The sequence below is a fragment of the Hymenobacter psoromatis genome (genome assembly GCF_020012125.1).
In the GTDB taxonomy this organism is placed as follows: Bacteria; Bacteroidota; Bacteroidia; order Cytophagales; family Hymenobacteraceae; genus Hymenobacter; species Hymenobacter psoromatis.
In genome coordinates, this window is the sequence record NZ_JAIFAG010000001.1 from 198,524 (window position 1) to 210,922 (window position 12,399).

Consider the following 12,399-nt stretch of genomic DNA (forward strand, 5'->3'; position numbering starts at 1 on the left):
GAGCGCAGCGCGGCAATCGCACCCAAACGACACCCACGCTGGTCGTGCGTCCATCGTTCGGATGCGATTACTGCGCTTCGCTCGCAAGGACAGACTACTCCACTTGGTGCCTTACGCGGCGGCCAGCACGTCGGGGTCGTTGTGAGCAGGCGAGTTGACGCGGGTTGTGACGGCGTACTCCTGCATCAAATCGGTGGGGTAGGGCACCAGCAATTTCTGATGGGCGGCGGGCGCGAGGTCGTCGGCAAGCCAGGCGCGCTCGGCGTCGGGGCCGGGCAGGATGACGGGCATCCGGTTGTGGAGCCTGGCCATCAGCTCATTAGGCTCGGTGGTGATGATGGTGAAAGTGGGGTGCACCTCGCCCGACGCTTTATCCACCCACTCATCCCAGAGGCCGGCGAAAGCAAAGGGCTCCTCATTTTGGAGCAGAATGCGGTGCGGCACCTTGCCCCGCTCGGTGGCCTGCCACTCGTAGAACGAATCGGCCAGGACCAGGCAGCGCCGCCGGGCCAGCAGCTGCCGGAAACTCGGCTTTTCGGCCAGCGTTTCGGCGCGGGCGTTGATGGGCTTGGGGCCGCTGGCCGGGTCGCGGCTCCAGGCGGGTACCAGGCCCCAGCGCACCAGTTGAATCTGGCCGGGCGCGGCATTGGTGATAATGGGCAACGCCTGCGAGGGCGCGGCGTTGAAGTTGGGCGCGGGGGTAGGGGCTTCCTGCGCCGCAAAGCGCCGGGCTAAGGCCGACGCGGGGGTAATAACGGTATAACGACCACACATAGGACCGCAGATTCAAACTGATTTAATGGATTTCGCGGATACGCCGCGGCGCGGCTGCCTACGCGAGGGTTGGGTTTTGAGCGTACTCAGGATGGAACTTAACCAAACGCCGACGGCCGACGGTGGTGGGCGCTTCGCACCAGGTTTTGGGTAGACGCAGCGAGGCCGCTTCGTGTTGTCTGCTGCGGTCGGGGCCGGGGCGAGCGGGGGTGCTTGCGCCCGGCAGCGGGGGTAGGCGGCGGCTTGCTGATTGGTAGCGCTTACCCTATCTTGCGGCGCGTTATCCTTCCTGAAAACAAGCCTTTTCCGACCGGAATCTACCCCATGCGTATGCGCGTCAAATTGCCTGCCCTACCCCCCTGGTGGCGCGGGCGCGTGGCTGTTCTGCTAAGTCTACTGAGCCTGGCGCTGCGCCTGCCCGCCGCGGCGCAGGCCCCTGCCCCTGATACGGCCGCCACGGCCGCCGCCGTGGCGGCGGCAGGTCGCACCTACGCGGCAGCGCTGGGCACCGAGCAAATGCTTTACGACGGGCCCGAGTACGTGGACTATACCACGCCGGGCACGCGGGGCCACCAGTTTTGGGAGCAGCCCCAGGCCCAAACCGGCAGCGTAATGTATCGCGGCGGCACGTTTGCGGACGTGCCGCTGAATTACGATTTGCTGCGCGATGAGCTGCTGTTATTCTACCCCAGCCTGACGGCAACCATCGTGCTGCCGGCCGCGCACGTGGCGGGCTTCACGCTGGGCAGCCGCCGCTTCGTGCGGTTGGTGGGCGATACGCTGGCCGGAGCCCTCCCCACCGGCTACTACGAGCTGCTGGCCGAAGGTCCCGTGCGCCTGCTGGCCCGCCACCGTAAGCAGGTGCACCAAACTATCATCAGTCAGGCCCTGACGCTGGAATACCAGCAAACTGACGAGCTTTTCGTGCGCACGCCCACTATTACAACCACGGTTACGAGCCTGAAAAAGCTGCTGGCGCTGCTGCCCGCCCACCAAACCGAGCTGCAACGCTACGCCCGGCAGCAGCACCTGAGCTTTAAGCCCACCGACCGCGCTGCCTCGGCTGGGCAGCTGCTACGGTACTACTATTCGCTGTGAGATTTATCAAAACTCGTTTGTCCTTGCGAGCGCAGCGCGGCAATCTTTCCTGGTCGTTAGGGGTACTAACTTGATGAAGCGAACGACCAGGAAAGATTGCCGCGCTGCGCTCGCAAGGACAAAGTACTCAGAAGGCTAGCAGCTCAAAAAATAACCCATATGCCCAAACGCTACCCGCTTCTACTAACGCTAAGCCTGCTGCTGGCCGGCCCGGCGGCCTGGGCGCAGCAGCCCGCGCCGGGCGGGGTCAGCGGCGACTTCCGGGGCCTGCCCTTCGCCGAGTTTGTGCGGCAGGTGGAGGCCCAAACGGCCTACCGCTTCTTCTTCGACCCGGCCGCCACCGATACCGTGGTGGTGCGGATGCAGGCTAGTGGATTGCCACTGCCGGCCCTGCTGACGCAGGTGCTGGGGCGGGCGCAATTGCACTTTGCCCTTGATGAGGCCGCCCGGCGGGTGTACGTTACGGCCAACGCACCGCTGCAAGTCCGCATTCCCGACGATGCTTTTCAGCCGGGCGCGCTGCCCGCCGTGCTGCCGCCGCCGCCTACCCCCGTCCGCCCGGCTAGTGGCGGGAGCGGCGGCGCGCTGGCCGGCTCCTCCGAGTTTAAGCTCTACGAGGTGGGTACGGCGCAGCGAGGGGGGGTAGGGACCGGCAAAGTCACGCTCACGGGCACGGTGCGGGTGGCGGGCACCCGGCAGCCGGCGCTAGGCGTGGCCGTGTACGTGGAGGCCCCGAGCGTGGGGGTAGCCACCGACCGCGAGGGCCACTACGCGCTCACGCTGCCGGTGGGCCGCTACAATGTGAATATTCGGGGCATGGGTATTCGGAGCACGCGGCGGCAGGTGTGGCTGCGCGGCGACGGCCGCCTCGACCTGGAAGTGGCCCCCGACGCGGCCAATCTGAACGAGGTGGTAGTGGAAGGCAAGAAGGAGCAGAACGTGCGCGGGCTGCAAATGGGCACGCAATTACTCGACCTCAAAACTATCAAGCAGGTGCCCACCGTGTTTGGCGAGGCCGATATTCTGCGGGTGGTGATGACGCTGCCGGGCGTAAAAACCGTGGGCGAGGGCAGCACCGGCCTGAGCGTGCGCGGCGGCGGCACCGACCAGAACCTGGTACTCTATAACGACGCCACGATTTACAATCCGGCCCACTTGTTCGGGTTTTTCTCGGCGTTTAATGCGGATGTGGTGAAATCCGTGGAATTGTATAAAAGCGCGATTCCGGCTAAGTACGGCGGGCGCTTATCGTCAGTGCTCGACATTGTGGGGCGCGAGGGGCAGCGCAACAAGCTGGGGGTGTCCGGCGGAATCGGGCCGCTGACCAGCCGGCTGGCGCTGGAAGGGCCGCTGGCCGGCAGCAAGGGCTCGTTTCTGGTGGGCGGCCGGATTTCGTATGCCGACTGGCTGCTGCACAAGGTGCCCAACGCGGCCTTGCAGCGCAGCGCGGCTTCCTTTTACGACCTGAACGCGACGCTGGTTTACGACCTGGATAAACACAATACCTTGCAGGCCAGCGGCTACATCAGCCACGACCGCTTTCGGCTGGCCAGCGATACCGTGTATGAGTATCGGAACACGGCCGGCAGCCTCAAGTGGAAGCACACCTTTGGTGATAAGCTGCAAAGCACGGCCATCGGGGCTTACAGCCGCTACGGCTTCGGCCTGAACACGACGCTGAACCCAACTACGGCCTCGGCATTTGCCTACAACATTAATCAAAGCTCGCTGCAAGCCAATTTCAACTACTTGGCCAGCGCCCGGCACATCGTGGATTTTGGGGCCAGCTCCATTTTGTATAATACCGCGCCCGGCAACCAGCAGCCGCTGGGCGATGCCTCGCTGCTGCTACCCACCACCATTCAGCACGAGCGGGCGGCGGAGAGTGCCGTGTACGCCTCGGACCAGTTTGAGGTAAGCCCGCGCTTTTCGGTGCTGGCGGGGCTGCGCTACTCGTTTTACCAGGCGCTGGGGCCGCGTACCGTCACGCAGTACCAACCGGGCCTTTCGCGCAGCGAAAACACCGCTACCGGCACAGAAACCTACGGTTCGGGCCAGGTGCTGGCTCACTACGGCGGCCCCGAGTGGCGGCTCTCAACCCGGCTGGAGCTGACGGCACACTCGTCCATCAAAGCCAGCCTGACGCGCCAGCGCCAATACATTCACCAGCTCTCGAACACTACGGTGGTGTCGCCCACCGATAGCTGGAAGCTGAGCGACAACTATATCCGCCCGCAGGTGGGCGACCAAGTATCGCTGGGCTACTACCACAATTTCAAGCGCAACACGGTGGAATTTTCGGTGGAAGGCTACTATAAGCGCACCCAGGATTTTCTGGATTACAAGAGCGGGGCCGTGCTGCTGCTCAACCCCCACCTCGAAACCGACCTGGTGAACGGCCAGGGCCGCGCCTACGGCGTGGAGTTTCTGCTGCGCAAAACGGAGGGGAAGATAAACGGCTGGCTCAGCTATACGTACGCCCGCTCCCTGGTGCAGGTAAATACCCCTACCGACGTGGTGAACGGCGGGGCCTGGTACCCCAGCAACTACGACAAGCCCCACGACGTGACGCTGGTGGGCAACTACCGCTTCTCGCGCCGCCTGAACGCGGGGGTGAACTTTAACTACACTACCGGCCGGCCCATCACCCTACCCCTGGCTAAGTACTACATCGACCAGGCGCTGCGCGTGTACTACTCCGACCGCAACGCCTACCGCGTGCCCGACTACATGCGCGTGGACTTGGCGGTGAACTTCGAGGGCAATCATAAAGTCAAGAAGCTGGCCCACAGCTCCTGGACGGTGGGCGTGTACAACCTGCTGGGTCGCAAAAATCCGTATTCAGTTTATTTCCAAACGGTTGATGGGCAGTTGAAAGGCTATAAGCTCTCCATCTTCGGGAGTCCCATCCCAACCCTCACGTATAATTTCCGTCTGTGATGCGCCGATTTTCAACCTCCGAACTGCTGGCCCGCTGGGGTGCGCGGCTGACCTTGTTGGCGCTGGCGGGCTGCGTGGAGCCCTACGTGCCCGATGTCATCAACGCGCCCAACACGTTTCTGGTGGTGGATGGCTTCATCAACGGCAACGGGCGCTCTGCGTTTTTACTCTCGCGCACCACCAATGTGGCTGCTACCACCGCCCCGCCCGCCGAGCCGGGGGCCAGCGTGGCCATCACGGACGATGCCGGCGGGCGCTACCCCTTGCGCGAGACGGTGCCCGGCACCTACCAGTCTGATAGCTTGGTGCTGAATGCTGGCCGGCAATACCAGCTGCGCATTACCACCAGCGCCAACGCTGGTTATGAGTCCGACCCGGTGCCCTTGAAAGTGACGCCGCCCATCGACAAGCTCGGCTGGCAGCTTAGCGGTGACCAATTACAGGTGCAGCTCAGCACCCACGACCCGGCCGGGCAGGCGCGCTACTACCGCTGGGGCGCGGTCGAAACCTGGCAGTTTAATGCGGGTGTACGTTCGTTTTTAGAATATTATCCCCACCCGATAGTAGGCCAGTCGACTATTGACGGGCGCACGACCCCGATTTACACCTGCTGGCGCACCGAGCAGCCTACGGCTATCAAGCAGGGCACCTCGGCCGCGCTCAGCCAAGATGCCATTGCCAACGCCATCGTGCTGAGTTTTTCCAGCCGGGCCGAGCGCCTGATTGTCCGCTACAGCGTGCTGGTGAGCCAAGCGGCCGAGACGGCCGACGAGTTTGCCTACCGCGAGCTGCTGCGCAAGAACACGGAGGCCGTGGGCACGGTGAACGACCCGCTGCCGACCCAGCTCACGGGCAACGTGCACCGGGTGGGGCAGGCCAGCGAGCCGGTGCTGGGCTTTGTGGGGGCGCACACGGTGCAGTACCAGCGCCTCTTCATCAATCGCGCCGAGTTGCCGTTTCCTAAAGACTGGCAGTTTGATAGCCCTTACCAGCAGTGCGTCGTCGGCGAATTGCGTTTTTGCGACCTCAACGGTAAGTGCGATTTTCCGGCAGTCATCGCCGTGTTGAAGCTGCCGAATTCCATACCGGTGGATAATTCACCCAATGGCTACTACGTCACCTCCGCCGACTGCGCCGACTGCCGCCTGCGCGGTACCACCGTGCAGCCCAGTTTCTGGTAGGGTAGGGCTGAAGTTAGAATTTTCCGCGAACCGATTTTTCTCCGTTTTCCCGTGCGCCTTTTCCCACTTTCGCCGCTGCTGGCTGCCCTGAGCCTCCTGCCCCCCGGCGCGGCGTGGGCCCAGGCCCCGGCCGATTCGCTGGCCCCGCAGCTGCGCCGCTACGCCCGCCAGACGCTCACCGAGCAGCTGTTCGTGCACCCCGACCGGCCGGCCTACGCGGCGGGCGAAACCATGTGGCTGAAAGTGTACGCCGTGGATGGCACCGCTCATCGCCCGCTAGCTATGAGCAAAGTAGCCTACGTGGAGCTGATGGACGCCAGCCAGCACCCCGTACTGCAAGCCAAGCTGGCTTTGCGCGGGGCGGTGGGCCAGGGCGCGCTGGCCCTACCCCCCGAGCTGTCCACCGGCCGCTACGTGCTGCGCGCCTACACCAACTGGATGAAAAACGCGGGCCCGGCCTTCTACTTCCAGGCCCCGATTACCATTGTCAATACCTGGCAGCCTACCCCCCCGGCCGCCGCCGGCCCGGCCCCCACGGCGGGGGTAGGGCTCTACCCCGAAGGCGGCCAGCTGGTGGTGGGTTTGCCCGGCCGGATGGGCGTGCAGCTCACCGACGGGCAGGGTAGGGGCTTAGTCGCCACCGGCACCGTAGCTGACGAGCGCGGCACCATCGTGGCCACCTTCCAAACCCGCAAGGCGGGCCTGGGTCGCTTCGAGCTGACCCCGGCGGCGGGCGCTAAGTACGTTGCAACCGTGCGCCTGCCCGGCGGCCAGGTGCTGAGCCAGCCGCTACTGCCGGCCGCGCCCCAGGGCTACGCGCTGCAATTGCAAGAATCAGGTAATGAGCAGCTTACTTTGGAAGTGCGCGGTGCAACTGAGCCGCTGCACCTGCTTACCCACGGCGGACAGCAGGTGGCGGCCGTGGCCTCGGCGATGCCAACAAATGGCCTGGCGGTGTTTCGGGTAGATGGGCGGCAGCTGCGGCCGGGTATCACGCACTTCACGGTGTTCAGTGGGCGGCGGCCGGTGGCCGAGCGACTGTATTTCCGGCGGCCCACGCGGGCCGAAACGCTGACATTGGCCGCTACTGCCGACCAGGCGGCCTACGGCCCGCGCCAGCCGGTGGCGCTGCGCCTGGCGGCCGCCGCGCCCGCCCAGGCTTCGCTGGCGGTGTATCGGCTCGATTCATTGGCCGCCGGCGCGCCGGCCGCGGATATTGCCAGCTACCTGCTACTGGCCGCCGACCTGCCCGGCTACGTCGAGGATGCCGGCTACTACTGCCGCGATTCCAGCGCCGCGGCCCGCCGGGCGGCCGACAACCTGATGCTGACCCAGGGCTGGCGGCGCTTCCGCTGGGACGATGTGCTGGCTTCCGGCCCGCCCCCGCCGCCCGCCTACCCCCCCGAGTTGAACGGCTACCTGCTGCAAGCCCGCGTGAGCGCGCCGGGCGGCGCGCCGCGGCCGGGCACCGTAACCTACCTGTCCTTGCCCGGCCGCGCATTCCAATTCGCTAATGCCCTGAGCCAGGCCGACGGCCGGGTGCAATTTGAACTGCCCGATTTTTACGGTCTGCGCAAGCTGGTGCTCCAAACCAATTCGGCCACTGCCGACAGCACCGCCCGCGTAGAGCTGCTGAGCCCCTTCGCGGCGGCGGGCGGCGGCTGGGCCGCGCCGGGGCTGGCCCCGCTGCCGGCGCGCTGGGCGGCCTCGCTCTCCGAGCGGCACTTGCTGGTGCAAGCGCTAACCGCCTACCCCGCGCCCGCGCCGCAGCTGCGCCCAGTGCCCGGCGACACGGTGGCGTTTTATGGCAAGCCCAGCGAGCAGTTTTTTTTGGATGACTACACCCGCTTCCCCACCGTGGAGGACGTGCTGCGCGAGTACGTGCCCGCCGTGCTGGTGCGCAAGCGTCGCGACGGCTTCCACTTCGTGGTGATAGACCGCCCCCGCCACCTCAACCTGCAGGAAAACCCGCTGACGCTGCTCGACGGCCTGCCAATCTTTAATATCAACCAGATAATGAGTTTCGACCCGCTCAAAATCAAGCGACTCGACGTGATGGCCAGCCGCTATTTCCTGGGCTCCCAGCTCTACGAAGGCGTGGTGAGCTTCGCCACGTACCAGGGCGACCTCGGCGGCTTTCCGCTCAACCCCAAGGCGCTCATCGAAGAATACGAGGGCTTGCAGGTGCCCCGCGAGTTCTACGCCCCGCGCTACGAAACCGCCGCCCAGCAGCAAAGCCGCCTCCCAGACCTGCGCCACCTCCTCTACTGGAACCCCGACCTGCGCCTACCCCCCAATTCGCCCCAAACGCTGAATTTCTACACCAGCGACCAGCCCGGCCGCTACCTGGTCGTGGTGCAGGCCCTCAGCGCCAGCGGCCAGCCCGGCAGCACCAGCTTCACCTTCGACGTGAAGCCGACATTGTAAGTACTGGCATCAGACCCGTTTGTCATGGCGAGCAAAGCGAAGCAATCGCATCCGAACGACCCGTGTGGGTATCGTTCAGATGCGGTTGCTTCGCTTTGCTCGCCATGACGGGTGGGTAGGGCCTAACGAGCCGTCTACAAAATCCGACGAATCCGAAAAATCTGACGAATCCGTGGTCTAGGCTTTATATAGCAGCTCGTAATATTCCCGCGCCATGCGGGTGCTCTCAAACTCGGGCTCCACGTCCTTCATGGCCGCTTTCACCACTTTCAAGAACTGCTTAGGTTGGTCGTAGTACATTGGTATCACCGTATTTTCGAGCACGGTGAGCAGGTTATCAGCCTCGTGGTCATCTTTTTGCGCGTCGGGTAGCGTCACGTTGGCGTGCGCGATGAGGAAGCTGTTTTCGCCGTCCTTGGCAAATTCGGGAATCCAGCCGTCGGCGATGCTCAGGCTCACGCAGGCGTTCATGGCGGCGGTCATGCCGCTGGTACCGCTGGCCTCGCGGGGGTAGCGCGGGGTATTGAGCCAGATGTCGGAGCCCTTCTTCATCTCGGCACTTAGGGCCAGCTCGTAGCCCGTGAGCACGGCGCAGCGCTTGAGGTTCAGCGTCTTGCGAATGATGGTGTTGAAGATGTCAATCGCGCCGTAGTCCTTGGGGTAGGGCTTGCCGGCCCAAATGACCTGCACCGGCCGCGCATCATCGCTCACGAGTTTCACAAAGCGCTCAAAATCACGCAGGATGAGGTCGGCGCGCTTGTAGGCGGCGAAGCGCCGGGCCCACACGATGGTCAGCGCGTCGGGGTCGAGCAGGGTGCCGGTCTGGTCGGCCACGGTCTTGAAAAACGCCACCTTCAGCTCGCGCTTGCGGGCCAGTAGGGCCTTGTCGTCCTTGGCTTTTAGGGCGGCGGCCAGTTGCGGGTCGCGCCAGTAGGTGCCGTTCTGCGAGTTAGTAATGGAAATAATGGGGCAGATGCCTTCATAGTGGCCCCACATCTCATTGGCCACCTCGCCGTGCACCTTGCTCACGGCGTTGGCCCGGCGGGCAAAGCGCAGGGCGGTGAGCGTGTAGTTGAGCGAGTCGCCGTCGAGGCGGGCCTCGCGGCGCACGTCTTCCTCGGGCACCCCGGCGAAGAAGCTCATGTCGCGCAGCAGCTTCATAGGGCGCTCCTCGTTGCCGGCCAGCTCGGGCGTATGGGTGGTGAAAACCAAGTGCTTTTGCACTTCGGCCAGGTCACGACCGTACTTTTCGTAGAGGAAAAACGCCAGCGGCAGGCCGTGGCCTTCGTTGAGGTGGTAGATGTCGGTTTTACGGCCTAGCACGTCGAGCAGCTTGCCACCGCCTACCCCCAGCACAATGCTTTGGGCCACGCGGGTGGCGGCGTCCGGGTCGTAGAGGTGGTGTGAGATAGTGCGCGAGAGGTAGTCATTCTCCTCAATATCGGTGGTGAGGAAGAACATGGGCGCGGTGCCGAACGTCTCGGGGGACAGGTACAAGGCCTTCACGTGCACCTCGGCATCGTGAATGGTGACCGGGAACACGAGGCCCGTGTCTTCCAAAAACGAGTATTGCTTATGCAGAAACTCGGCTTTCATGGTCTGGTCGGGGTTGCGCACCTGGTCGTAATACCCATATGTCCAGAGCATTCCGATGCCAATTAGGTTCTGCTTCAGCTCGTAGGCCGAGCGCATGTGCGAGCCAGCCAGGAAGCCCAGACCGCCGGAATAAATCTTTAGGCTCTGGTCGAGGGCAAACTCCATCGAGAAGTAGGCAGCCGGGGCCTTGTATTTGGCCGCCGGAGCCGCCATTTTGAATTGAAATGCCATGTAAAAAAAGGGGTAGCGAGTTGTTTCTAAGAGGGTTCGCGGCTACAAAGGAAGCGCCCGCGGCCCAAAGCTAGCGGCGCGGCCAAGCAAGTCGGCGTACTTTGGGGGCTAGCTGCCGGGACGCGCGCCGCAATGGTTTGCGGGCCAAAATGGCTTTTTTTTGGCAGGTCAGATTGGTTTTTCGACTCCGCAGCTTTTCGCTCTTTTTCCCACCCTACTTCTTCAGTATCTGCGCTATGTCGGTTTTTCGCGCGTTGTTGGCCCCGCTGGCGGCCGTTTCGTTTTTGGCGGCCTCGCCGGTCCTGGCCGGTTCGCCGCTCCCGCTAGTCCGCCCGGCGGCCCGCCCTACCCCCCCCGTGCGGGTGGACCCCACGTATTGGTTTGTGGGTATGAAAAACCCGAAGTTGCAGCTGCTGGTGCACGCGCCGGGCATCGCCGCTAGCCAGGTAGCGCTGGCCGCCTACCCCGGCGTGACGCTCGACGGCTTTCAGAAGCTGGAAAGTGCTAACTACTTGCTGGTGAACCTAACAGTAAGCCCGCAGGCGCAGCCCGGCCAGCTTCGGCTTCAGTTTAAAGGTAACAAAAGCTTCACGCAGACCTACGAGTTGCGGCCCCGCAACCAGGAGGCGGCGCGCACGCAGGGCCTCACCCAGGCCGACTTTATTTACATGCTGATGCCGGACCGCTTCTCGAACGGCGACCCGCGGAACGACGTGGTGAAAGGCACCCGCGTGAGCCGGGTGGCCCGCGACTCGATGTACGCCCGCCACGGTGGCGACCTGCGCGGCATCCAGAACCACTTCGACTACCTGAAGCAGCTGGGCGTGACGGCTATCTGGCCTACCCCCCTGATAGAGAACGACATGCCCAAGGCCAGCTACCACGGCTACGCCGTGACGGACTGCTATAAAATCGACCCGCGCTACGGTACCAATGCCGAGTATGGGCAGTTTGTGCGGGCCGCCCACGCCAACGGGCTGAAGGTGGTGCAGGACATTGTGCTAAACCACTGGGGCACTAATAATTACCTATACCTGGACCAGCCGGCGGCCGACTGGTTTCACCACTTCCCGACCTTCACGCGCAGCAACTACAATGCGTATGCTTTGAATGACCCTCACGGCTCGGCCCTGGACCGGAAGCTGGAGAACGACGGCTGGTTTGACACCACAATGGCCGATGTGAACCAGAGTAACCCGTTGGTGGCGACGTATTCAACCCAGAATTTTTTGTGGTGGGTGGAAAGCACCGGCCTCGATGGCTACCGCATCGATACCTACCCCTATTCCGACCCGCAGTTCCTGATGGATTGGGGCAAAGCGCTGGCCGACGAATACCCCAAGCTGACGCTCTACGGCGAGGCGTGGGAAGGCACGCCTTCTGAGCAGGCGTTTTTCGCGCAGAATATCTTCCCGCCCGTTAATGGCTTTAAGTCGAACCTGCCGGGCGTGCTGGACTTCATCACCACCTTCGCCATCGCCGACGCGCTGAAGGGCGGCGACTTGAACAAAATCTATCAATCGCTGCAAAGCGACTGGCTCTATACCGATGCCACGCGCAACGTGACCTTCCTGGATAACCACGACATGAGCCGGTTTTATTCGGTTATTGGCGAAGATTTTGCGAAGTATAAGATGGGAATTGCCTGGCTGCTAACGTTGCGCGGTATCCCACAATTATACTACGGCACGGAGGTGCTAATGAAGAACTTTTCGGACCCCGACGGCAAGGTGCGGGAGGACTTTCCGGGCGGCTGGGCGGGCGATAAGCTCAACTATTTTAAGGAGCGGCCGGGGCAGGCGGGCGCGGCGTTCGACTATGTGAGCAAGCTGGCCAACTACCGGAAAGCGCACCCGGTGCTGAGCAGCGGTAAGCTCATGCAGTTCATCCCGCAGGATGGGATTTATACCTATTTTCGGTACAATGAGGCTGATTGCGTGATGGTTATCGCAAATAACACGGACCAGGCAAAAACGGTGGACGGCACGCGGTTTGCGGAGCGCACCAGCGGGTTTGCTTCCGGGGTGGAGGTAGTGAGTGGGGTAGGGGTGTCGGATTTGAAAAGCCTAACGGTGCCAGCACGCACGGTTTGGGTAGTAGAATTGCGGAAGTAATTTTTTTTAACCGCGGAAGACGCGGAAGTACTCGCGGA

7 protein-coding genes are annotated in these 12,399 nt (G+C 63.2%); 5 read left to right on the top strand and 2 right to left on the bottom strand.

All coding sequences use genetic code 11. From position 1 onward, the window contains the following. Window positions 1-111: 111 nt before the first annotated feature. A complete protein-coding gene (locus LC531_RS00905; RefSeq protein WP_223648444.1) occupies window positions 112-774 on the bottom strand; it encodes an SOS response-associated peptidase in 663 nt (220 codons plus the stop codon). Between the two features lie 330 nt (window positions 775-1,104). On the opposite strand from LC531_RS00905, the gene LC531_RS00910 reads away from it, so the two are divergent. From LC531_RS00910 to LC531_RS00925, 4 genes are all read left to right on the top strand, one after another. Then, window positions 1,105-1,872: a hypothetical protein gene (locus tag LC531_RS00910; protein ID WP_223648445.1), complete on the top strand. Its 768-nt coding sequence runs from the start codon at window positions 1,105-1,107 to the stop codon at window positions 1,870-1,872. Between the two features lie 159 nt (window positions 1,873-2,031). Further along, window positions 2,032-4,812: a TonB-dependent receptor gene (locus tag LC531_RS00915; protein WP_223648446.1), complete on the top strand. Its 2,781-nt coding sequence runs from the start codon at window positions 2,032-2,034 to the stop codon at window positions 4,810-4,812. Beyond that, entirely contained in the window at window positions 4,812-5,993 is a 1,182-nt protein-coding gene (locus tag LC531_RS00920; RefSeq protein WP_223648447.1) for a DUF4249 domain-containing protein, read from the top strand. Before LC531_RS00915 ends, LC531_RS00920 begins: the two co-directional genes overlap by 1 nt. A gap of 51 nt (window positions 5,994-6,044) precedes the next feature. After that, window positions 6,045-8,420, top strand: coding sequence for a hypothetical protein (locus LC531_RS00925; protein ID WP_223648448.1), 2,376 nt, complete (start codon window positions 6,045-6,047; stop codon window positions 8,418-8,420). Window positions 8,421-8,597: 177 nt separating this feature from the next. On the opposite strand, the gene glgP is transcribed toward LC531_RS00925, so the two are convergent. After that, the gene (gene glgP, locus LC531_RS00930) at window positions 8,598-10,247 is read right to left on the bottom strand and encodes an alpha-glucan family phosphorylase (RefSeq protein WP_223648449.1); all 1,650 of its coding nucleotides are present in this window, start codon (window positions 10,245-10,247) and stop codon (window positions 8,598-8,600) included. A 236-nt stretch (window positions 10,248-10,483) separates the two neighbouring features. On the opposite strand from glgP, the gene LC531_RS00935 reads away from it, so the two are divergent. Next, window positions 10,484-12,361, top strand: a complete 1,878-nt coding sequence (locus LC531_RS00935; protein WP_223648450.1) for an alpha-amylase family glycosyl hydrolase — start codon at window positions 10,484-10,486, stop codon at window positions 12,359-12,361. Window positions 12,362-12,399 lie beyond the last annotated feature (38 nt).

Excerpts from the sequence above, each read along its gene's own strand:
- LC531_RS00905 (WP_223648444.1), bottom strand. The coding sequence starts at position 774 with ATGTGTGGTCGTTATACCGTTATTACCCCCGCGTCGGCCTTAGCCCGG.
- LC531_RS00910 (WP_223648445.1), top strand. The coding sequence starts at position 1,105 with ATGCGCGTCAAATTGCCTGCCCTACCCCCCTGGTGGCGCGGGCGCGTG.
- LC531_RS00915 (WP_223648446.1), top strand. The coding sequence starts at position 2,032 with ATGCCCAAACGCTACCCGCTTCTACTAACGCTAAGCCTGCTGCTGGCC.
- LC531_RS00920 (WP_223648447.1), top strand. The coding sequence starts at position 4,812 with ATGCGCCGATTTTCAACCTCCGAACTGCTGGCCCGCTGGGGTGCGCGG.
- glgP (WP_223648449.1), bottom strand. The coding sequence starts at position 10,247 with ATGGCATTTCAATTCAAAATGGCGGCTCCGGCGGCCAAATACAAGGCC.
- LC531_RS00935 (WP_223648450.1), top strand. The coding sequence starts at position 10,484 with ATGTCGGTTTTTCGCGCGTTGTTGGCCCCGCTGGCGGCCGTTTCGTTT.